21 protein-coding genes are annotated in these 20,239 nt (G+C 61.5%); 10 read left to right on the forward strand and 11 right to left on the reverse strand.

From position 1 onward, the window contains the following. Positions 1 to 31: 31 nt before the first annotated feature. On the reverse strand, positions 32 to 2,506 hold the full coding sequence (locus tag BSG09_RS04645; protein ID WP_092930648.1) for a cbb3-type cytochrome c oxidase subunit I: 2,475 nt from the start codon (positions 2,504 to 2,506) through the stop codon (positions 32 to 34). Positions 2,507 to 2,781: 275 nt separating this feature from the next. After that, complete coding sequence (locus BSG09_RS04650) at positions 2,782 to 3,609, reverse strand: glycerophosphodiester phosphodiesterase (protein WP_092930650.1); 828 nt, start codon at positions 3,607 to 3,609, stop codon at positions 2,782 to 2,784. 175 nt (positions 3,610 to 3,784) lie between these two features. On the opposite strand from BSG09_RS04650, the gene BSG09_RS04655 reads away from it, so the two are divergent. Continuing rightward, positions 3,785 to 4,042 carry a hypothetical protein gene (locus BSG09_RS04655; RefSeq protein ID WP_092930652.1) on the forward strand — a complete coding sequence of 86 codons (258 nt, stop codon included), beginning with the start codon at positions 3,785 to 3,787 and terminating at the stop codon, positions 4,040 to 4,042. 89 nt (positions 4,043 to 4,131) lie between these two features. Next, positions 4,132 to 4,800 (forward strand): NADPH-dependent F420 reductase, encoded by a 669-nt coding sequence (gene npdG, locus BSG09_RS04660; RefSeq protein WP_092930654.1) that lies wholly within the window; start codon positions 4,132 to 4,134, stop codon positions 4,798 to 4,800. 101 nt (positions 4,801 to 4,901) lie between these two features. On the opposite strand, the gene BSG09_RS04665 is transcribed toward npdG, so the two are convergent. Beyond that, on the reverse strand, positions 4,902 to 5,171 hold the full coding sequence (locus BSG09_RS04665) for a thioredoxin family protein (RefSeq protein WP_008010616.1): 270 nt from the start codon (positions 5,169 to 5,171) through the stop codon (positions 4,902 to 4,904). Between the two features lie 117 nt (positions 5,172 to 5,288). Between BSG09_RS04665 and BSG09_RS04670 the strand changes: the two genes are divergently transcribed. Further along, positions 5,289 to 5,450 (forward strand): preprotein translocase subunit Sec61beta, encoded by a 162-nt coding sequence (locus BSG09_RS04670; RefSeq protein WP_008010615.1) that lies wholly within the window; start codon positions 5,289 to 5,291, stop codon positions 5,448 to 5,450. A gap of 70 nt (positions 5,451 to 5,520) precedes the next feature. On the opposite strand, the gene BSG09_RS04675 is transcribed toward BSG09_RS04670, so the two are convergent. Then, complete coding sequence (locus BSG09_RS04675) at positions 5,521 to 6,501, reverse strand: hypothetical protein (protein WP_175542141.1); 981 nt, start codon at positions 6,499 to 6,501, stop codon at positions 5,521 to 5,523. Positions 6,502 to 6,555: 54 nt separating this feature from the next. After that, a complete protein-coding gene (locus tag BSG09_RS04680) occupies positions 6,556 to 6,771 on the reverse strand; it encodes a DUF4177 domain-containing protein (protein ID WP_092930658.1) in 216 nt (71 codons plus the stop codon). 177 nt (positions 6,772 to 6,948) lie between these two features. Between BSG09_RS04680 and pdxT the strand changes: the two genes are divergently transcribed. Next, a complete protein-coding gene (pdxT, locus tag BSG09_RS04685; protein ID WP_092930660.1) occupies positions 6,949 to 7,566 on the forward strand; it encodes a pyridoxal 5'-phosphate synthase glutaminase subunit PdxT in 618 nt (205 codons plus the stop codon). A 118-nt stretch (positions 7,567 to 7,684) separates the two neighbouring features. On the opposite strand, the gene BSG09_RS04690 is transcribed toward pdxT, so the two are convergent. The 4 genes from BSG09_RS04690 to BSG09_RS04705 form a co-directional block, all read right to left on the reverse strand. Further along, positions 7,685 to 8,440 carry a hypothetical protein gene (locus BSG09_RS04690; RefSeq protein ID WP_092930662.1) on the reverse strand — a complete coding sequence of 252 codons (756 nt, stop codon included), beginning with the start codon at positions 8,438 to 8,440 and terminating at the stop codon, positions 7,685 to 7,687. A gap of 82 nt (positions 8,441 to 8,522) precedes the next feature. Further along, positions 8,523 to 9,707, reverse strand: coding sequence for an eCIS core domain-containing protein (locus BSG09_RS04695; RefSeq protein ID WP_092930664.1), 1,185 nt, complete (start codon positions 9,705 to 9,707; stop codon positions 8,523 to 8,525). A 505-nt stretch (positions 9,708 to 10,212) separates the two neighbouring features. Beyond that, positions 10,213 to 11,169, reverse strand: coding sequence for a hypothetical protein (locus tag BSG09_RS04700; protein ID WP_223174676.1), 957 nt, complete (start codon positions 11,167 to 11,169; stop codon positions 10,213 to 10,215). Between the two features lie 5 nt (positions 11,170 to 11,174). Next, the gene (locus BSG09_RS04705; RefSeq protein ID WP_463508177.1) at positions 11,175 to 12,401 is read right to left on the reverse strand and encodes an eCIS core domain-containing protein; all 1,227 of its coding nucleotides are present in this window, start codon (positions 12,399 to 12,401) and stop codon (positions 11,175 to 11,177) included. A 103-nt stretch (positions 12,402 to 12,504) separates the two neighbouring features. Here BSG09_RS04705 and BSG09_RS04710 point away from each other — a divergent pair, with 103 nt between their 5' ends. From BSG09_RS04710 to BSG09_RS04725, 4 genes are all read left to right on the forward strand, one after another. Further along, positions 12,505 to 14,973, forward strand: a complete 2,469-nt coding sequence (locus BSG09_RS04710; RefSeq protein ID WP_092930666.1) for an ATP-binding protein — start codon at positions 12,505 to 12,507, stop codon at positions 14,971 to 14,973. 106 nt (positions 14,974 to 15,079) lie between these two features. Continuing rightward, positions 15,080 to 15,547: a bifunctional nuclease family protein gene (locus BSG09_RS04715; protein WP_092930668.1), complete on the forward strand. Its 468-nt coding sequence runs from the start codon at positions 15,080 to 15,082 to the stop codon at positions 15,545 to 15,547. Continuing rightward, positions 15,548 to 15,832, forward strand: coding sequence for a phosphoribosyl-ATP diphosphatase (gene hisE, locus BSG09_RS04720; protein WP_092930670.1), 285 nt, complete (start codon positions 15,548 to 15,550; stop codon positions 15,830 to 15,832). A 120-nt stretch (positions 15,833 to 15,952) separates the two neighbouring features. Next, positions 15,953 to 16,306 carry a four-helix bundle copper-binding protein gene (locus BSG09_RS04725; RefSeq protein WP_092930672.1) on the forward strand — a complete coding sequence of 118 codons (354 nt, stop codon included), beginning with the start codon at positions 15,953 to 15,955 and terminating at the stop codon, positions 16,304 to 16,306. A gap of 37 nt (positions 16,307 to 16,343) precedes the next feature. Here BSG09_RS04725 and BSG09_RS04730 read toward each other — a convergent pair whose 3' ends face one another. After that, a complete protein-coding gene (locus BSG09_RS04730) occupies positions 16,344 to 16,715 on the reverse strand; it encodes a DUF5518 domain-containing protein (protein ID WP_092930674.1) in 372 nt (123 codons plus the stop codon). 82 nt (positions 16,716 to 16,797) lie between these two features. Between BSG09_RS04730 and BSG09_RS04735 the strand changes: the two genes are divergently transcribed. Next, complete coding sequence (locus tag BSG09_RS04735; RefSeq protein ID WP_092930676.1) at positions 16,798 to 17,781, forward strand: NOG1 family protein; 984 nt, start codon at positions 16,798 to 16,800, stop codon at positions 17,779 to 17,781. A gap of 51 nt (positions 17,782 to 17,832) precedes the next feature. Here BSG09_RS04735 and BSG09_RS04740 read toward each other — a convergent pair whose 3' ends face one another. Next, positions 17,833 to 19,125: a TIGR00341 family protein gene (locus BSG09_RS04740; protein WP_092930678.1), complete on the reverse strand. Its 1,293-nt coding sequence runs from the start codon at positions 19,123 to 19,125 to the stop codon at positions 17,833 to 17,835. A 372-nt stretch (positions 19,126 to 19,497) separates the two neighbouring features. Between BSG09_RS04740 and engB the strand changes: the two genes are divergently transcribed. Continuing rightward, on the forward strand, positions 19,498 to 20,121 hold the full coding sequence (gene engB, locus BSG09_RS04750) for a GTP-binding protein EngB (RefSeq protein WP_092930680.1): 624 nt from the start codon (positions 19,498 to 19,500) through the stop codon (positions 20,119 to 20,121). Positions 20,122 to 20,239 lie beyond the last annotated feature (118 nt).

Consider the following 20,239-nt stretch of genomic DNA (forward strand, 5'->3'; position numbering starts at 1 on the left):
GCGTCGGTTCGAACCAAAAAACGGGCTTGGGCTACATGAGGTAGAACAGCGGGAACAGAATCACCCAGACGATGTCGACGAAGTGCCAGTAGAGCCCGAAGTACTCGACCGGTCGGTCGTCCTCGAGATAGGCGTTGACGGTCAGGACTCGGTAGACCATGAACCCGGCGATGAGCAAGCCGAGAATGACGTGGAAGGCGTGCAGGCCCGTGGTCACGAAGTACATCGAGTACTCGAGGTCGGTAAACCAGTAGATGTCGTGGGCGAACTCCTGGCTCCACTCATAGCCCTTGACCGCGAGGAACGTGAGTCCGAGTGCCAGCGTCGCGCCCAGCGACGCCAGCAGGCCGCGTTTGTTTCCGCGTTCGGCCATGGTCAACGCGAGGACGACCGTGAAACTCGAGGTCAACAGCACGTAGGTGTTGACCAGTCCAACGATCGCAGATGGTGGAACGGGTTCGATCTGGCCCCACCCCGTGCTGAGTCGCATGAAGACGTAGCCGCCGATGACGGCTCCGAAGACGACAACGTCCGACGCGAGGAAGAACCAGACACCCATCTTGGTCGTGTCGACGCCCTCGAACGGCCAGCGTTCGGCGATCTCCATCTCCGGTGCGTGGAACTGCTCACGGCCGTACTCGAAGAGCGTGTATCCGAGGATGCCGACGCCGACGACCGAAAGCACGGGATAGAGAATATTCGGCCCACTCGGTGGCGGGAACCCGGCGAACTCCGCCCCGCGTGCGGTTGCGAACTCGGCGACGAAGGGAGTTAGCCCCGACAGTCCGAGGAAGGTAACGAACATCCCGATCCCGATCCCGAATGGCCAGATACTCGCGTGATCCTCGTGTTCGGTCTCGAGCGATTCGGCCTGTCCCGTCCGGCCGTGGGCAACCGCACCGCCATCGGTCGCGGTCGTGTCGTCGACGAACTCGAGGCTTCCGCTGGCGTAGCTGGGCCGATTGGGCCAGTTTTCCAGCGGCGGGGGCGAAGTCGTTGCCCACTCGGCAGTGCGTGCGAACTGCCACGGATTGTCGGGTGCGTCCGGTCCCGAGCGGATGCTCTGTGCCAGCGTGATGAAGACCAGCAGGATCGACAGGGCGAGGACGAACGCGCCGACGGTCGCGAGCTGCTGGTAGAGCTGTGCGCCTTCGTTGTAGTGGAAGACCCGGCGGGGCGTCTCCCAGGCCAGAAACATCGGGAAGTACAGCAGGTTGAAGCCGACGAAGTAGACGGCGAAGCTGAGCTTCCCCAATCGTTCGTCGTACATCTTCCCGGTGATCTTCGGCCACCAGTAGTAGAGGCCACCGATCAGCGCGGTGACACCGGAGACCATCACGTAGTGGAAGTGGGCGACGACCCAGTAGGTGCCCCGAAGTTCGTAGTCGAGGACGACCGCGCCGAGGAAGACGCCGGTGATCCCGCCGAGGATGAACAACAGGAGCGCGCCGAGGACAAACAGGAACGGCGTCGTAAACCGCACTCGACCTTTGACCATCGTATAGATCATCGAAAAGACCATCAGGTCGAAAGGCAACGAGATCCCGATCGTCGTCGCCATAAACAGCGTCTTGATCGGGAGGTTGATCGTCGTCAGGAACATGTGGTGCATCCAGACCAAAAACGACTGAATCGCGACCAGCACCATCGCGATGATGACCCACTTGCGCCCGACCAGCCGGCGACCAGTAAAGGTCTGGACGACTTCGAGCATGATCCCCAGCGCGGGGAAGAAGACGATGTACACCTCCGGATGGCCGAAAAACCAGAAGATATGCGCCCACAGCAGGCTCGAGCCATCAGCCGTCGAGGAGAGATACTGGGTGAGAAAGAGCCGGTCGGAGAGCATGAGAATCAGCGCGGCAAGCAGCGCTGCGAAGGCAAACAGCATCATCCAGACGGTCAGCAGCGTCCCCCACGTAAACAGCGGCATGTTCCAGAGTCCCATCCCCTCAGCGCGACAGCAGTGGATCGTCGTCAAGAAGTTTACCGAGCCAAGGGTAACGGACATGACAAACAGCGTCAGCGCGAGGATCGTCGTGTTCCCGCCCATCGTCAGCGTGTAGCCGGGGTTGTAGATCGGGACGTTCAGCGGCGCGTACATGTACCAGCCGTTGGCCCACGTCGTCCCCTGGAAAAAGGACAGTAAGATGAGAATGCCGGAAAAGAGATAAAACCAGTAGCTCAGCGCGTTTAGCCGGGGAAAAGCGAGGTCTTTCGCCCCGATCTGTAAGGGAACGACATAGTTCGCGAAGGCAAAGCCAAACGGCGAGATAAACCAGAACACCATCAAGAGCCCGTGGACTGACACCGCCTGATTGTACTGCGTGTTCGTCAGGAAGCCAATCCCGCCCGCTTCCCACAGGTGGATCCGGAACAGCAACGCGAGGACGCCACCGGCGACCAGCAGGAACAGCGCAGTAAACAAGTAGAGAATCCCAACGTCCTTGTGATTCGTTGTCACCAGCCAGCGCTTGATCGTCGTTCGCGGCGGGAACTCACTCATCGGTCACCACCCCCACTCCGGGGAGCGCCCCACACAGCCATCGTCACGTCGGAGACGCTGTGACGAAGCGGTTCGAAACACCGGCCGAGACAGCACCTCGGTACGCGACAGAGATTCATACTCGCCGTCTTACCACGATAGTAGGTATCAAGGTACACGACGCATCTGCAGGCACTACTTATCGACCGAACCACGCAGTGGCAATCCGACTGGAAGACAAGTGTAATCGTGACTCAAGCAACGGGAATGCAAGCCGCGGTCCCAAACAGATCGATCTAGTCACTCGAGTCCCGAGCCAGCCCAGGGTAGTCGGCGACGATGCCGTCGACACCGACCGCCGCGAGCGCGTCGAACTGCACCCAGTTCGTCGCTGTCCAGACGTTGACCGCACGCCCTTCCGCGTGGGCGACCTCGAGGACATCGATCTCCGGTTCACCGGCCGACACGCCAGCAGAGGCCGTTTCGGTCAGGTGCGTCCCGGCGATCGCGTTCCGCGGCGGGTGGATCGCCTCACAATCGTAGCGCCGTGCGATCTCGAGGCCGGCCTCGAGATCGTCCAACACGAGCGGTGCGACAGCATAGTCAGCGACCGCCCGCAGCGCTGCGATCGCGCCCTCACAGAACGATGAGAACAGTAGGTCGCCACCAAAGGTCGCACAGTCGGCGACGACGCGCTCGACGAACGGCTGCCACAGTTCGCGGCGCTGGTCGCGCTCGGCCGGCGAGAGCGACTCACCGACGCGCAGTTCCGTCGTCCCGGGATTCTTCAGTTCGACGTTGACGCCGACCGTTTCGGGGACGGCCGCGAGAAACTCGGCCAGCGTCGGCACCGTCGCGTTGGTCCCCAGCACGTGGGTCTCCTGCAGGTCCTCGAGCGGTGTCTCCCAGACGAGTCCGGTAGCGTCCGTCAACGGCCGGCCGTCGCGGCTCCCATCGAGGCGCTCGTCGTGGATCACCACCGGGGTTTCGCAAGCGGCCGGCTGAACGTCGATCTCGAGCATCGCGGTCTCCTCGTGGGCGGCCGCTCGTGTGGCCGCTTCGACGGTGTTTTCGGGTGCGATGCCGGCGTAGCCACGGTGTGCGATGACGGCTGGGTGGGCCATAGGTGACCGTCGGCGGGCCGGGTATAGTAGCCACTGAAAGTCAATGCACACCCGCTCGCGCGGCGGCTGTGCGCTCGGTGTGTGAATCGTTTCAGTTGTTACTATAATGGAACTCCCGCTCGGACGTGGCGTGTTCCGGCCCGCCGTTGATCCCGGTTCCCCATGAACCGCCGCTATGACCGACCCCACGCTCGCGACCGTCGAACGTGCACTCGATCGCGCTGCCGATCTCGAGACCGAGGATGCCGTCGCCGTGTTGCAAGCGGCTCGCGACGACGTGCGCACGCTCGCCGACGATTCCGAGGTCGACGAGGATCGCCGGCAGGAACTCGCAACGCGCCTCGACCAGCGGCTTCGGGAGGTGACCGAGCGCGACGCCTACGACAGCGGGCTCGGGGCAGCGATGAACCCTACCGAAGACGACGCGCCATAGGGGTGGTCGAGCGCAGCTGCCGCTCGAGAATCCGGCGAGATCGGCCGCCCTCCCGCCCTTTTATTCGCGTTCCGTCCCGAGAGATGGGTATGCGAATTGCACTACTTGGCGGCACTGGTGATATCGGCGAAGGGCTCGCGTTGCGGTTCACGCGGGATACGAGCCACGAAATCCTCATCGGCTCGCGGGATCCCGAGAAGGCCCGCGACGCGGTCGCAGACTACGAGGCGGCACTCGAGGACCACACCGACTCGGTCGACATCAAGGGCTTCGTCAACGAGATGGCCGCCGACCGCGCGGATGTCGTCGTGTGCAGCGTCCCGCCGTACCACGTCGGCGACACCGTCGATGCGGTCGCCGACAGCCTCGATTCTGACACCGTCCTCGTAACCCCCGCCGTCGGGATGAAAGGCGACGAAGACGGCCTCCACTACCACCCACCATCGGCCGGCAGCGTGACCGAACTCGTCGCCGAGCGGGCCCCCGACGAGGTGCCCGTCGTCGGCGCGTTCCACAACCTCGCGGCCGGCGCACTCGCAGACCTCGAGACAGAGCTTGATCTCGATACGCTCGTCGTCGCCGACGACGAGGCGGCCCGCGACACCGTCCTGAATCTCGCAGGGGAACTCGAGGGGCTACGCGCGCTCGCAGCCGGCCCGCTGGCCAACGCAGCAGAGGTCGAGAGCGTCACGCCGCTGGTCATCAACATCGCGAAGTACAACGACGACATGCACGACGTCGGCGTGAAGTGGGTCTAGACGGCGGCTCTCGGCCGGTCGTCCCCCTCTGTGCAACGAACAACCCGTGACAGCGCGGCCGCTCGTCGGTCAATGAAACGAGAATAATCGCTGCTGGTCGTCTACGCGCCGGCGGATTCGAGGGCGTCCTCGAGGTCGTCACGCTGGGTGACACCGACGAAGCGCTCGACGATACCGTCGTCGTTTTCGATGACGAGCGTCGGGAGCGATCGGACCTGGTACTCGTTGGCGACGTCTTGTTGTTCGTCGACGTTTACTTTCTCGACTTCGAACTGGCCCTCCCAGTCTTCCTCGAGCTCCTCGAGGATCGGGTCCTGGGTCTTGCAGGGGCCACACCAGTCAGCGTAGAAGTCCTTGAGTGTGACGGTCATGCGGTCAGCTCTAGTTCCCACGCGCTGCGCATAAGGGTTTCCCACTGCCATCGCAGCCCATTCTCTCGACGGACGGTCGGTCGAAAGGTTTAGTTCCGGGGGCCCATAGGAACGGATATGGACAAAGGACAGAACACCGGTGGGCTGATGTCCAGTGCCGGACTCGTCCGGTACTTCGACTCCGAGGACTCGAACGCTATCCGTATCGACCCCAAGACGGTCATCGCGTTCGGCGTCATGCTGGGCGTGCTCGTCCAGCTGCTGACGTTCATCTCGTAACTCACCCTTTCTCGACTCGTTCTCTTCCAGCAGTCCCTCCCAGAGCGTGCTTTATCATCCGAACCGCTGTTTATCGCTGTGAGTCACGGAGAATGAGCGGCTCGATTGCGAGCGTGCGCTTTGCGACCGTGACGATTCGGAGCACATAGGCCGTAAACAGCAGAAACGGGACGAGTGTGATCGTAAACGCCAGTCCGATCGCCAACGTCATGTTGGCGACGCCGAGTGTCTGTCCGGGGAACGTGCCCGCATCGACGACGGTGAGCATGATGCCGGCGATGACCAGCGCCGGCACCGCCGCATAGAGGATCATCTGCGAGAGCGAGACGAGCGCCCACTCGAAGTACAGGGTCTTGACGTGTTCCCGCGCCGGGCCGAACAGGCTCAACGCCGTCTTCAGCTCGTCTAACAGCGCCAGTTCGTCCTCAGAGAGGTCGTCCTCGTGCTCGTTTGCGATCCGTTCGACCTGAAAGATCTTCCAGCCGTAGTTGTAGTTGAGCGCGGCGAATAGGACGTCGAAGGTCCCGAACGACGCACCATCGAGCTGGTCGCGGACGGTTTCGGAGTTCCCGACGAGACTATCGGTGAACTCGTCGACGTCTTCTTGGAGCCCGTCTGCGTCGTTTTCGGAGACCTGCTCGCGAAGGTCTTCGGCTCGCTGCTGCGCTACGCCGACGATTTCCCGAAGAAACGTCGATGGATCGGCCGGACTGGGCGATCCAATCAGCTCCTCGGTGAAGTCTCGGAAATCCATCGAGTTCTCCATTCGGTCGCGCTGATCGCCAAGCGGCCCGTTCTCCTGGGACAGGACCAGCTGACCGATCGTGACAACGAGCGTGGTTCCGGTGATGATAGCCGAGAGCATCGTCGAGAACATCGTTTCGATCGTGTCGCCGGTCTGCAACTGTGGCGTCAGCGGCTTCGGGAGCAGGGTAACGGCCGCGACGAAGCCGACGAAGACGACCAGCGTTAGGACGGCGGTTACGTGAAGGCGGTTCGCGCCGAGGAGCAGCCAGATCTTGAGGTGGCTCTCGCCGGCACGCTCGCGCATCGTGTTTGCCGTCCCGATGTCAGAGGAGGTATCGCTGCGATCACTCACGTCAGGTCACTCCTCGGTGGCACTGCCGGTGACCCCGGCCGGGCGCTTGAAGACGAGGAACTTGGTCCCGCCATTCGTGTAATCGATCGTCTCGACGAGTTCCCAGCCGTCATCACCGTACGCGTTCAGTTCATCCTGCGGGTCTTCGGCTTCTTTTTTCGTTTCGTCACGGGGTGGTCTAAGCGTCTTGTACTCCCATCGGCGCATGTCGGAGTGACTCATCACTGCTTTCCCAGACGTGGTCAACGCCAGTAAGACTGGGGCAAGACATATCCCGACCGAGCTGTTCACAGCACTGTACTGACACCAGCCAGCGCCGCCGGACATCGACTTCAGTCATCGTTCGCCACGGGAGCCCGTGACGCGACCTTTTTGAACACGCCATCCATACCCGCGGCCATGTCCCTAACTGCTGGCGTCGTCGCGGTCCAGGGCGACGTCGAAGAACACGCCGCCGCCATCGAACGCGCCGCCACAGCCCACGGCCGCGAGGTTACCGTCCACGAGATCCGCGACGCGGGGATCGTCCCCGACTGCGACCTGCTAGCGATGCCCGGCGGGGAATCGACGACCATCTCCCGGTTGCTCCACAGCGATGGCATCGCCCCCGAAATCGAAGCGCACGTCGCTGCCGGCAAACCACTGCTCGCGACCTGTGCCGGCCTCATCGTCGCCTCGAGCGACGCCGCCGATAACCGAGTCGACGAACTGGGACTACTCGACGTCACAGTCGAGCGCAACGCCTTCGGCCGCCAGAAAGACAGCTTCGAAGCGCCACTTGAGGTTGCGGGCCTCGACGAGCCGTATCCGGCAGTGTTCATCCGCGCGCCGGCAATCGACTCGGTTGGCGACGCCGAGGTACTCGCGACGTGGGACGATCGGCCGGTCGCAGTCCGAGACGGCCCCGTCGTCGGCACCGCGTTCCATCCCGAACTGACGCCTGATAGCCGGATTCACGGACTGGCCTTTTTCGAAAACGAGGCCGCAGCGGTGCCGGGTCTCGAGGAGTCCGCATAGGACGACTGATCGCACGAAATCGTTCCCGAGCGGTGCGCTCTTCGTGGCCCGACACAGCTGCGTGTGGGATACTCGTTCTGTGTGGTACCCCTATATCGCGTGCATCGCAACTGATCGCTCAGAGGAGGTTCAGCAATGGCGCGAACAGCCCTGCATTGAACGTATCCTCAGCACGGTACCCGCTGATGTTGGCGTTGTAATCGTGATATGAGGGAACAGCGTCACGGTTCATACACCGAACCATCATGTGGTCCGTCCCGGGACCCAGAACGCGATACTCGTCCGGTGGGGTCACACCACGAGCGAGGTAGCTATCCCGGATCTGACAACGGAGGTGATAAACCAGGAATTCTCGGAACTGATCCCTGTCAATGTCGATGACGACGTGCTCGAGGCGCGTATCTGGTTTTCGGTCTGGATAGGGGTCATCGCCACGGACGAGGCGATCGTCGTTGACAGCAGCGTAGTACATCACGTGGACGTCGGACGTGGCGTCGATGTCGCTCCCGTCGTCAGTAAGGTAGACATCGAGTTTGTGCTCACGGTACTCGTTCATCGCCGCACCGGGCGGGACGGGATCTGGACGTGGCTGCGCAATAGTCGCATCGTACGCGCCAGCCAGTTGCCGATAGTAGTGATCGAAATAGCGATTCAGGTCGTCCTCGGAAAGATCCGTGACGGCATCTTTGACCCGCTCGATCCGGTCACTTCGGAGGTACCAGGGGGCCGTGTCGTACTCGGTGTTTTGAGCGACGTACCACTTGGCGTAATCCCGCGCTTGATCGACCATCTCGTTGCCATCGCTCGTTCGCTTGTCCGGGTCGTCTGGGTAGCCGTCCTGTTCATGATATTTGATTTCACCATTGAACACCATTTCGATTAGGTGTTCAGCATCATTATTGTCAATTATGCTGAGTCCGATTCTCGTAGATTCACCAGTTATGATTGCGTCCATACTAATCACGCCTGCTCTTGGCATCTCCAGTCGAATCGCCCAATCCAGTTTCCTGTACCTTATCAAGAGAGGATTCGGACTTGAGTCCGAGAGCCTCGAGCACTTGCTTTCGATTGTTGTAAATTGCCTGCAGGGCAGCACCCGAGAGCGATCCCATGATTTGACCGAAGGGCAGCCCCGACTTCTTCCCGGCTTCGGTCATCCCGATCTTGAGTGCTTCCCCGGTTCCGGCGTCGCTCATCTTCTGGAAAATGTTCCCCTCGAGTGTGGCTGACAGTTCGTCGACTTTGGCCTGCAGTTGCTTTTGATTCTCCGCCAGCGCGGAGAGACGCTCGTCGACGCCGGACTGCTCGTCGATATCGTTGAGCGACAGACTGGCTTCGTCAGTTTTTCCGAACAATCGATCTTTCAGTGATGATGCCCGATTCTTGATCGAGCGCTGGATGTGAACATCCGTTTTACCGAGACGCTGAATGCCCAACTCACCGCCTCGAATCACTTGCTGAGCAGTTTCCTCGGCTTCCCGCTCTAACTGTGGATCAGGATCGATCTCGAGGCCTAAGTCCTCTTGCGGCAGCATCGAGACCGCACCACCGGTCTGCTGGCGAACGTGGGCCAACTCGTGTGCAAGCACGTGCTGACCCTCCGGTGATTCGGGGTCGTACTCGCCGCTGTTGAACGCGACGTGATTCCCGACCGTGAACGCCCGCGCGTTGATCTGCTCGCAAGCCTGTGCCGCCTTCGGCCCGGTGTGAATCCGGACATCACCGAGCGAGTCACCCATCTGACCCTCCATTGCACGCTGGATCGACGGGTCCAACGACCGGCCGGGCGAGGAAATCACGTCCCGAACCGAGTCGGGAACCTGTGTCTCACCGGCTGGGCCCGTGTCCCGTGTCGCCGCGGTTCGCTGGAGCGACGTTGGCGCACCACGATGCCAGTGCTTGTCGGAAGACGGATCATTCGGTGTCCGCTCGGTGGCTGATTCGGTCCGCGCTCTCACCCGCTCGAGGCGTTCGGCGGCACCGAGTCCGCCGATCGAGTGGGGCATTTCTCCACCGGTTGCTGATGTGTCGCTCGTCCGCTGGACTGTGGCGTCTGCGGGATGCGACTGTCTGATCGAAAGCGGCGTCGACGACGTCGACTCGTCGGACGACCGCTGCGATCGCTGAGCATATCGTCCCATCGCTGTGATATCCCCTCATTTTAGTTCCAAAGTATTAGTATTTACTGTTATTCTATATCTAAATTTTAATCCTCGAGTGTTGTGTTGGTTACGTATCGATCGAATGGCGAGACCACACGAGCGCATAGGTGCTGATTCGTGGGATCACAGGCAACTACGATAGCAGTGTCTCCGCTTCGGGTTTGTGATATTCCATTTACATATCGGGGATTTTGTATGCAGCGATGGATTCGAGGCGGCCGTTGCCGAGGACACACTTGAGGTCGTGATCAAGATATTCGCAGAAGGCCTCGCGCGAACGCGGATCAATCTTTCCCGGCTTGGGTCATCCCCATCTTGAGGGCTTCCCCGGTTCCGGCGTCGCTCATCTTCTGGAAAACGTTCCCCTCGAGGTTTGATCGACAGTTCATTGACCTTGGCTTGCAGTTAGTCCTGATTCGCTACCAGCGTGTGAGAACACCACAGTGATGAATCAACGATTCCGGCAGATATCCACACAAGACCGTTACTTCAGCAGTGCCTCGTTCTTTGGATCGTGGTATTTCGGATAGAACTCGACCTTGTTGTACCGTTCAGTGGCTTCGTAGCGTCCGTATCCGAGGACCTGAAACGCTCCGGGTGGCTGGACGCCCATTCGGACGAAGCAATCGCGGATCTGGCACTTGAGATTAAATGCGAGATATTCTTGGAAGTCTTCAGGCGATTGTAGATCGATTGGCACGAGTTCGAAGCGCGCGTCTGGCTCACGGTCCAGTGGCTGTGTTGCCTCAGTCACATGCTCGCGGCCGCGACTGTCGAGATACGCCATGTGCAACGTTGAAACCGAGTCGATGTACGCTGCTTCGGAGACGTCAGCGTCGTTTTCGGCAACGAGATCGCCAAGTGCGTCACCGAACTCTTCCCAGGCAGTCCGCTCGTTAGTATCGAGGTCCGTAACTGACTGTTCGTGGGCGTCCGGTTCGTCAAGATCGATCCCATACTCACTCGCAAGAGAGATAGCCTCCTCAGCGACCTCGGTTTCAGTCGGGTCAACGCCGAGATATATGTCTTTCCGGTAAAGAACAGACTCCTCGCCAACTCCAGATGGAATATCCACGATGCGCTCGGTGTCGATGTGGTGACTCGCCATCTGCTGGTAGAGATCTCCGAACAGGTCCATGCACTTCTCGGTGGACATCGACTCGATGGCCTGCCGGACGAGGTTCAGCCGTTCCGGATGGATCAACGGTGGAACCGTGTCGTAACCCCTCTCTGCGAAGACGTAGTATTGGGCAAACTTCCGTGTCTGACTAACGTGTTCGTTACCTTCCGGCGTCCGCTTGGCTGCCTTATCGGGATAGCCATCTTGTTCGTGATACTTGATATCTCCGGATTCATCCATCTCAATTAGGTGCTCAACGTCATTGTTATCGAAGACGCTGAGGCCGATTCTCTCGGATTCTCCAGTGATGATTGCATCCATACGTATCACCTCCTACTCTTCGCATCTCCAGTCGAGTCGCCAGGTACAGTATCCTCTCCGGTGTACCGTTCCATAGCATCTTTGACACGCTGGTCAATGACGGTGAGCAAATCGCTGGCCGACTCGGCAGCGTTGGTCATCGCCTGCGTGCCATCATCGAAGAGACGTTCGTAGATGCCACCCACTGCGCCACCGGCGAATCCGCCAACAAGTGTGCCAACCCCTGGGCCCATCAGTGCCGTCCCGACAAGTCCGCCAGTCGCCGCCAGCGTTCCTTTGCCAGTTTCGACGCCGACCTTCTCGGCGGTAGACTGGCCAGTGTTTTTGACCTCGGCGAACAGTTTCTGTTGGTTCTCAGCCAGCGCTTCGACCTTGGCAGCGATCTGACCTTTCCCCTGAACGTCGGTCATCTCCGGTGCAGGGTCGTTACCAAGCACGTCCTTGCCCTTCTGGACGAATGATTTGCCTGGGTATCGCTGCAGATGTACCTCGGTCTTGGCCATCCGCTGAATGCCGAACTCACCCCCTTCCATCACCCGCTGAGCTGTCTCTTCAGCTTCCCGCTCTAACTGTGGATCGGGATCGATCTCGAGACCGAGATCCTCCTGTGGCAACATCGAAATCGCTCCGCCGGTTTGCTGTCGAACGTGTGCTAACTCATGGGCTAAGACGTGCTGGCCTTCCGGCGAGTCGGGATCGTACTCACCTGAATTAAACGCGACGTGATTGCCGACCGTAAACGCCCGCGCGTTAATCTGCTCGCAGGCCTGCGCCGCCTTCGGCCCGATATGAATCCGGACGTCACCGAGCGAGTCGCCCATCCGATCTTCCATCGCGCGCTGAATGGACGGATCCAGCGACCGGCCGGGCGAGGAAATCACGTCCCGAACCGAGTCGGGAACCTGCGTCTCACCTGCTGGACTCGTATCTCGTGCCGCCGCCGTGGTTCGCTGGAGCGACATCGGAGCACTGCGTCCGGCGTTCCAGTGAGCACTGGGGTACGAACCGCTCGGTACCCGTTCGGTGGCCGATCCGGCCTGACCTTTCGCTCGCTGCAGCCGTTCGGCAGCACCGAATCCGCCGATCGATTTGGGCATCTCTGCATCGGTTGCTGTCGTGTCGTTCGGCCGTTGGATCGAGCTATCTGAGTCCAATGATTGTCGGATCGAAAGCGGCGTCGACGACGTCGACTCGTCGGACGATCGCTGCGATCGCTGAGCATATCGTCCCATCGCTGTGATAGTCACTCATTTTATCCCCGAAGTATTAGTATTTACTACTTCACCACGGCTAAATTTTATCAGCGGGTACTGTATTGGTCTACATATCGATCGAATGGCCTACGAGACCACACGAGCGCATCTGTTGGACGAACTCGAGCGAATCGGAGCCCTCCTCGAGGCGTGCGTGGAAACCACGGACACGATTCCAACGGGAGAGACGTCGGCGACCGTGACCGAGGTCGAATCGGCAGACGAGCCTGTGGCTCTGTCATACGGACTGCCGGCCGAGACGGTTCATCATCTCACCGACCGCGCAGCGCAGATCGACGAGCGCTGTCAGCAGTCGTCCCCAGACGTTGCACTTCGGCTACAGCGGCTGGCCGATCGCTTCGGACTGTCTCGAGCGCACCTCGACGTGTTCATGCTGGCACTCGCACCCGAACTCGACGCCGACTACCAGCGGTTCTTCCGTGACCTACACGGCAACGCGATAACGCACCCGACAGTCGGCCTGATCGGCGAGTTGTTCTCCCAAACCGAGACGCAGCGGCTTGCTGCAACCGCCCTGGTGGGGCAGCAATCGCCGCTTCGCCAGCACGATCTGGTGGCGCTTTCAGCGCCAGTCGAACCGAGTCACTCGAGACAGCATCAGCTCGTAACCGTCGATCCTCGACTCGTCTCGTATCTCGAGGGACACGTCGATCTCGATCCTGCGCTAGAAGAGGTCGCAACCCTCATACCGCCCGATCAATCCCTCGAGGAGCTTCGCCTCGAACCACACGTCCGCGACCGACTCACGTCGCTGGCAGCGACAGATGCGGCCGGCGGCCGCTACTACTTCCACGGACCTGGTGGTAGCGAACGCAACGGCGCGATCGAGGCGCTGGCAGACGATCGACTGCTCCGTGCGTCACTGCCGGCGATCCTCGAGACGAACGAGGGCGGTGAGGGGGATGGGAACGTACTCGAGCGCCTCCATCGAGAGGCACTGCTCCAGGATTGTCCGGTCCACCTCACGAACGCCGACGCGCTCCGCGAGCGGGAGACCGCGCACACGCTCGAGACGATTTTCGACCGATTTGCCGACCTCGCGGCACCGCTGTTCGTGACTGGGACTGCGGCGTGGCGACCGACGGGAACAACCGTCGATATTGACGCCATCCTCGAGTTCCCACGGCCCTCGATCGACCTGCGTCTAGCGTTTTGGGAGGACCACGCCAACGCCTTGCCCGACGACGTCGAGCCGGCGGCACTGGCTGGCACGTTCGATCTTACGCAGGGCCAACTCGAGGGGGCGCTGACAACGGCCCGGTCGCTGGCCGACGGTGACGACCTCACCGCTGCAGATATCTACGACGGCTGTCGCGCCCAGTCTGACGACGGCCTCGACGACCTCGCCCAGCGGATCGAGCCCGCAAGCGACTGGGACGATATCCAGCTTCGCGAGGAAACCGACCGCAAACTACGGCTGGTACGTGACCACATTACAGAGCAGGCGCGCATCTACGGTGAGTGGGGCTTCGATGCGGGCGGATCGCGAGCTACCGGCGTGGTCGCGCTCTTCAAAGGGCCGTCGGGGACGGGAAAGACGATGGCCGCAGAGGTGCTCGCTGCCGACGTTGGGATGGCGCTGTACAAGATCGACCTCTCGACGGTCGTCTCGAAGTATATCGGCGAGACCGAGGAGAACTTAGAACGGATCTTTCAGGCTGCCGCCCAGTCGAACGCGATCCTGCTGTTCGACGAGGCGGATTCGGTCTTCGGCGACCGTGCGGACGTAACCGACGCGACCGACCGCTACGCCAATGCCGAGGTCAACTACCTGCTCCAGCGCATCGAACGCTACGACGGCGTCGTCGTGCTAACGACGAACAATGCAGCCAACATCGACGACGCGTTCGAGCGCCGGATCGACCACACTGTGTGGTTCCCAACGCCCGAGCCGCCGGTTCGTGAAGCGATCTGGCGGACCGCCTTCCCCGACGACGCACCGACCGGCGACCTCGAGTACGACCTCCTCGCAGCCATCGAGCTAACAGGCGGCCAGATCGCGAAGATTAGCCGGATGGCGGCGATCATGGCCGCCCGCGACGAATGCATCGAGATGCGACACGTCGTTCGTGCGATCGAGGCCGATATCAGCACGCGACAGCTCTATCCGCTCGAGACAAGCGAGTACAGCCACCTTCTCCGAAGCGTCGACGTCGCGACCGAATCGGACGACGACGATCGGATAGTCGACGAGCAGGCAGGCGAGCGCTCGCCCGAGGACGTCGTCCGGCTGTTTGTCGACTTGCTTGCCGACGGCGAGGGCGACCGGGCTCACGAACTGTACCACTCCCGGGCGCTCGCCGACGAGTTCTCGCACAAAGAGCAGCTGATCCTCTCACACGGCGAGTTGTCGATCGCCGGGGAGATCGAGCGCGTTCGAGATGACGACGATCGAGTCGTGCTGAAGCTGACCCGAGAGTGCAACGGGGATCAGGCGACGCAATCGTACGAGCTGCGACCCGAAGACGGTGTCTGGCGAATTTTCAATCTCGAGCGTGAACGCGAGACACCCGTCGTGCTCGATCGATGAGCAGGGATCGGATGCCCCCGCATGCTGGGCCGAGACAGCGAGCGGAGCCATCGTGCATGCATTCGCGACCGGACGTGTTTTGCCCCTACCACCCCACAGTAGGGGTATGCAGGCATCCATCGACGCGGTGCGCGTCGCGGGGACTCCACAGGGGCCGGTCCCGGTTGTCGTCCTCGCCGTCGAGGGCGAAGACGACGTCGTGCCGATCTTCATCGGATTTAATGAGGCGACGAGTATCGCCCGTGGACTCGAGGCTGAGGACATTGGTCGGCCGCTGACCCATGATCTGTTACTGGACGTGATGGAGGAACTGGGCAGCCGAATCGACCGTGTCGTCGTCAACGAGATCGAGGCCCGCGAAGACGGGCAGGGCGGCACGTACATCGCCGATCTCCACCTCAAAACGCCCCGTGGCGAGACGGTTATTGACGCCCGGCCGAGCGATTCGCTCGCGCTGGCGGCCCGAACGAACGCGCCGATCGAGGTTACCGACGAGGTCTTTGCGGATGGCCGAGACGACAGCGAGAAGTTCGCCGACCTCGAAGACCTCCGCAACGTGTCTGGTGAGCTGTAAATGGACGAAATACTCGAAGAACTGTTCGCCGTCATCGAAGACCGGAAGGAAACGTTGCCCGAAGACTCCTACACTGCCTCGCTGTTTACCCACGAGAAAGGCGAGAACGCGGTGTTAGAGAAACTCGGCGAGGAGTCCACCGAACTCGTCCTCGCGGCCAAAGACGACGACCGCGAGGAAATCGCCCACGAGGGGGCCGACATCATCTATCATCTGCTCGTGTTGCTCTCGATGAAAGACATGGACTTAGCGGATCTCGAGGCAGAACTCGAGGCTCGGCGCTGAGTCGGACGAGGCCACTTGAAGCCGGCTCGAGCGCTACGAGTTCGTATTCCGTCGGAGCCGCCACCGTGCTTGCAGTGTCCACGACGGCGTTGAATCGACTGGGGCAGTAACGCATCGGTGATGGCGATCAAACAACTCGAAACCGCGCATTCGGACGAACAGATGCAGACGTGTATCGACCACTGCCTTGAGGCCGCTCAGGTCTGTGAGTGGTGTGCCGACGCCTGTGCGGACGACGGCGAGGAGATGGCCCGCTGTATTCGGCTCTGTCGCGACGTGGCCGACATTGCGTCGCTGCACGCGCGATTCATGGCCCGCAACTCGGGGTATCACGACGAGCTGGGCGAGCTCTGTGCGGACCTCTGTGAGGAGTGTGCCGAAGAGTGTGAGCAACACGACCACGACCACTGCCAGGCCTGCGCGGAGATCCTGCCGGAGTGTGCCGAAAGCTGTCGGGAGATGGCATCGGCCTGAGAACGCACACTCGAGGCGACCTCGTTTTAGTCGGTGATCAGGCACTGAGCGCCGCACCGACGGCACCGGCGATCGCGCTCTCGAGTGCCATGATCAGCGAGATCGTGACGGCGAACATGAAGATACCGAGCCCGGCAGCGCCGGAGATCGCGCCGCCGAGAGGACCCAGCGCGAGACCCGCGAGGCCGACGGCGACACCGACGAGCAACCCGCCGATGATGCCGCCGAGCGCGCCCGCGAGCAGCCCGTGCCAGAAGCCGCTGCCGAGCCCACCGCCAGCGATGTAGCCGGCGACGAAGCCGCCGAACAATCCCGCAGCGAGTTGGCCGATGCCCGGCACGACGAGCCCGAAGATCCCAACAACAGTCATGACAACGAACCCGATGAAGACGGCACGCCAGTCAGTCATAGTGAACGCTAGCACACCAGCAGGCATAAGCTGACGGCGGCCAACGGACGCCCTTTTATGGTCGCGGCATCTACAACGGAGCATGATTTTCGAAGACCTTCCGACGACGCCCACGTCGGAAGAGTTGATCGACAAGGCGTTTTCGCGGGCAGCGCGGGCCGGCAAGGCCAAAGGCGGCCTCGAGGCCCAGCAGTCGATGCTCCAGACGGCGGCAAACATCATTTCCGACAACTTAGAGAACGTGGTGACGGCGTGGCCGGACTTCGAGTACGACGCCCACCCGTTTTACTACGAGCTGGCGGACGCGATCGTCGACGTCGACAAGCTTCGCCAGAGCCTCTCGGAAGTGATGTGGGCCAGCCGCAAAGCCCGCGAGATCCACGAGGAGTACCAGCCGCGACTGCGCAAGACCGACGTCGACACCGCGCGCAAACACCGCAAGCAGGCCTTTGCCCGGCTCGCGGACATCGTCGAGCAGATCGACGACCACCTGCTGTATATCAACGAGTCGCGCAACGACCTGCGGGACCTGCCCGAGATCAACCCCGACGAGCCGACGATCGTCGTCGCCGGCTACCCCAACGTTGGCAAGTCCTCGTTCGTCAACGACGTCACCAGCGCCCGCGGCGAAACCGCGTCGTATCCCTTTACGACCAAAGGAATCGGGCTCGGTCACTTCGAGCACGATCACATCCGCTACCAGATCGTCGACACGCCCGGCCTGCTCGACCGCCCGCCACAGGATCGCAACGCGATCGAATCGCAGGCGGTCAGCGCCATCGAGCATCTCGCCGACTGCATGCTCGTCATGGTCGATCCGACCGGCGAATGCGGCTACCCGATCGACTCACAGCTCGAGCTTCGGGATTCGATCGCCGCCCAGTTCGAGGACGTGCCGGTGTTGACGGTCGCGAACAAGGCAGACCGGTTCGAGACGGACGAGCTCGACGAGGCGGTCGCCGCTGACTACACCATGAGCGTCACGACCGATTCGAACGTCGAAACGGTGCTCGAGGCCGCCGTCGAGGCGATCGGCTACGAACCCGAACTGCCGTTCGACGGCTAACCGGCACGGTCGAGCACGCCGCTTTTATAATCGACGAGACGGGCAGCGAGATCATCGCTCGAGGATTTCGACGTATCTGACCTGGACCCTGACCGACCCGTCGGCGTGGGCGTTGATCCGCTCATCGAGGGTGTCGGCCAGTTCGGGTACCGACGCATCCGGTGGGCCGCCGATCGTCACGATCACCCGCTGTGGGTTGCGGAACGGATAATCGGTATCCAAGACGACGTCGACCTCGAGCAGTTCGTAGGCCTCGTATCGCTCCTGTGAGAGCACCTGCTGAACTTCGTCGTTGACGTCCTGTTCGAAGGTTGCGGTCTCGTAGGAGGCATACGAGATTCCGCCGAGAAACACCGCAAAGAGGAGGACGACGAGCGCGAGCCCGATGATCCGCTTTCGCACGCGCTGTTCCGTTTCACCGAGCGAGAACAGGTTTTCCGGCCGGTAGCCGGCGTACCACAGCGTCAGTAGGCCGGCGAGGTTCACGGAGAGCAGGTTGACGAGGACGAGCACCGTCGCGCCGATCGCAGCCGTCGGTTGACCCCACGCGAGCGAGATCCCCGCGACGCCGGCAGGCGGGATCAACGCCGCTGCGATCATGACGCCGACGAGCGCGACGGACGTGCCCGTTGCAATGCTGACGACGCCCGCGACGCCCGCGCCGAGTGCGATCACGAGTGACAGCAGGTCCGGCGCGAGCCGCTCGGATATCTCCCCGACATTTGACAGGACGAGCCCCGGCGGAATGATGTTCGTCGTGCGGGCGGTCAGCGCGAAGATCGCGGCCGCTCCGATGGCGAGCACGACGCCGATAATCTGGTAGGAAACACTCTCGGTGAACAGCTCCTCATCGTCGACGACGGTCCCGACACTGGCCCCCAGCGCCGGGCCGATCAGCGGCGCGATCACCATCGAGCCGACGACGACCGCCGGCGAGTCCAATAACAGCCCCGCGGTCGCAACGATGGCGCTGATGACCGTCATCACGACGTAAACGGGCAAACTCGGCGTCAGATCGTCAGCTTCCGCCTGTAGCTCCTGGCGCGAGATTCGGTCCGAGCCGACGTCGCCGTCCTCGTACTCCTCGCGCAGCGCTTGGAACCGCCGGGAGACGACCGTCTCTGCGTCGACGACGACCGTGTATGCGTCCTCGTCGATTCCCGTCTCCTGGATCTCGTCTAAGACCGGTTCGACGGCTGCATCCGGCAGCGGAAAGTAGACGACCGCCGTATACTCCCGACTGCTCTTCTCGTCGGTCACGACGTAGTCGATCTTCCGCTCGTCGAGCGTCTCGAGGATCGCCTGACGCTTGCCCGTCGGGACCGTCAGCTGTACGAGCCGCACGTCGAGGGGTGACGGACCCCGGGGGTATAACTTCGGGGCATTCTGTCACGGATCGTCTGTCGGATCGTCGCTCGAGAACCCGTTCGTCGCTCGCAAAACCCACTTGTGTCAAATTAGTTAGGTTTAGGCATGAAACGACGGATCGCTCCGCTTTTGGCGTCGTCACGCTCTCTGCGATCCGATCCGCACTCGTCGACGGTGGGACGGCGGCGTGGCTCGTCGCCGCAGCGATGCTTGCCGGAGGATCGCCACTGGCCTGGGTCGGTGTCCAGACCGCCCGCGACAGCCGCCACGTCGACCTCGAGACGACGCCCTCGAGCGGTCGGCTCCAGTTACAACGCCTATAAAGGTCACACCGGCCTACGGACCCGTATGATCGAGTTCGATACCCGCCCCAATCGGGAGGCCGAAGTCGCCCTCGTCGGTCGCTCGAACGTGGGCAAATCCACACTCATGCGCGAGTTGACCGGCCACAGCTTCGACACCGGGGGCAAACCCGGCGTCACCCGCGAGCCAAACCACTACGACTGGGCACCCGAAGACTTCGTCATCACCGACCTCCCCGGCTTTGGCTTCATGAGCGGCGTCGACGAGGACCTCCGCGAGGAAATCAAGACCGAGATCGTCCACTATCTCGAGGCATACGCCGATAACATCCTCGTCGCCGTCCTCGTCGTCGACGGCAAGAGCGTCATCGACATCATCGACCGCCACTCCGGTCCCGACGAGATCCCCTACGACGTCGAGATGTTCCACTTCCTGCGAGAGTTGGACATCCCCACCGTCGTCGCCGTCAACAAGATGGACAAAGTCGACGACGAAGACGAGCGGCTGAACGAACTCTGTGACCGCCTCGGCCTGTATCCACCGTGGAAACAGTGGCAAGAAGTCATCGCGCCGATCAGTGCGAAGAAGGGCCAACTCGAGCCGCTGCACGAGGCCGTTCGAGAGCATTTGCACGAGCAGAACCGTGACGACCTGTTCAAATTCTTCTAAACCAACCTTTTGCTCTGCGGGCGCGGCAAAACCGCGCCCTAGGCAAAATCTCGAGAGAGCGAAGCTCTCTCGGACCTCGCGGGATCGAAGATCCCGCTTAGCGTTGATGAAAAGCACT

Source organism: Natrinema hispanicum (genome assembly GCF_900111485.1).
Classification (GTDB): domain Archaea; phylum Halobacteriota; class Halobacteria; order Halobacteriales; family Natrialbaceae; genus Natrinema; species Natrinema hispanicum_A.

Coding starts and splice junctions, on each gene's coding strand:
- BSG09_RS04645 (WP_092930648.1), bottom strand. CDS start 2,506: ATGAGTGAGTTCCCGCCGCGAACGACGATCAAGCGCTGGCTGGTGACA.
- BSG09_RS04650 (WP_092930650.1), bottom strand. CDS start 3,609: ATGGCCCACCCAGCCGTCATCGCACACCGTGGCTACGCCGGCATCGCA.
- BSG09_RS04655 (WP_092930652.1), top strand. CDS start 3,785: ATGACCGACCCCACGCTCGCGACCGTCGAACGTGCACTCGATCGCGCT.
- npdG (WP_092930654.1), top strand. CDS start 4,132: ATGCGAATTGCACTACTTGGCGGCACTGGTGATATCGGCGAAGGGCTC.
- BSG09_RS04665 (WP_008010616.1), bottom strand. CDS start 5,171: ATGACCGTCACACTCAAGGACTTCTACGCTGACTGGTGTGGCCCCTGC.
- BSG09_RS04670 (WP_008010615.1), top strand. CDS start 5,289: ATGGACAAAGGACAGAACACCGGTGGGCTGATGTCCAGTGCCGGACTC.
- BSG09_RS04675 (WP_175542141.1), bottom strand. CDS start 6,501: ATGCGCGAGCGTGCCGGCGAGAGCCACCTCAAGATCTGGCTGCTCCTC.
- BSG09_RS04680 (WP_092930658.1), bottom strand. CDS start 6,771: ATGAGTCACTCCGACATGCGCCGATGGGAGTACAAGACGCTTAGACCA.
- pdxT (WP_092930660.1), top strand. CDS start 6,949: ATGTCCCTAACTGCTGGCGTCGTCGCGGTCCAGGGCGACGTCGAAGAA.
- BSG09_RS04690 (WP_092930662.1), bottom strand. CDS start 8,440: ATGGTGTTCAATGGTGAAATCAAATATCATGAACAGGACGGCTACCCA.
- BSG09_RS04695 (WP_092930664.1), bottom strand. CDS start 9,707: ATGGGACGATATGCTCAGCGATCGCAGCGGTCGTCCGACGAGTCGACG.
- BSG09_RS04700 (WP_223174676.1), bottom strand. CDS start 11,169: ATGGATGCAATCATCACTGGAGAATCCGAGAGAATCGGCCTCAGCGTC.
- BSG09_RS04705 (WP_463508177.1), bottom strand. CDS start 12,401: ATGGGACGATATGCTCAGCGATCGCAGCGATCGTCCGACGAGTCGACG.
- BSG09_RS04710 (WP_092930666.1), top strand. CDS start 12,505: ATGGCCTACGAGACCACACGAGCGCATCTGTTGGACGAACTCGAGCGA.
- BSG09_RS04715 (WP_092930668.1), top strand. CDS start 15,080: ATGCAGGCATCCATCGACGCGGTGCGCGTCGCGGGGACTCCACAGGGG.
- hisE (WP_092930670.1), top strand. CDS start 15,548: ATGGACGAAATACTCGAAGAACTGTTCGCCGTCATCGAAGACCGGAAG.
- BSG09_RS04725 (WP_092930672.1), top strand. CDS start 15,953: ATGGCGATCAAACAACTCGAAACCGCGCATTCGGACGAACAGATGCAG.
- BSG09_RS04730 (WP_092930674.1), bottom strand. CDS start 16,715: ATGACTGACTGGCGTGCCGTCTTCATCGGGTTCGTTGTCATGACTGTT.
- BSG09_RS04735 (WP_092930676.1), top strand. CDS start 16,798: ATGATTTTCGAAGACCTTCCGACGACGCCCACGTCGGAAGAGTTGATC.
- engB (WP_092930680.1), top strand. CDS start 19,498: ATGATCGAGTTCGATACCCGCCCCAATCGGGAGGCCGAAGTCGCCCTC.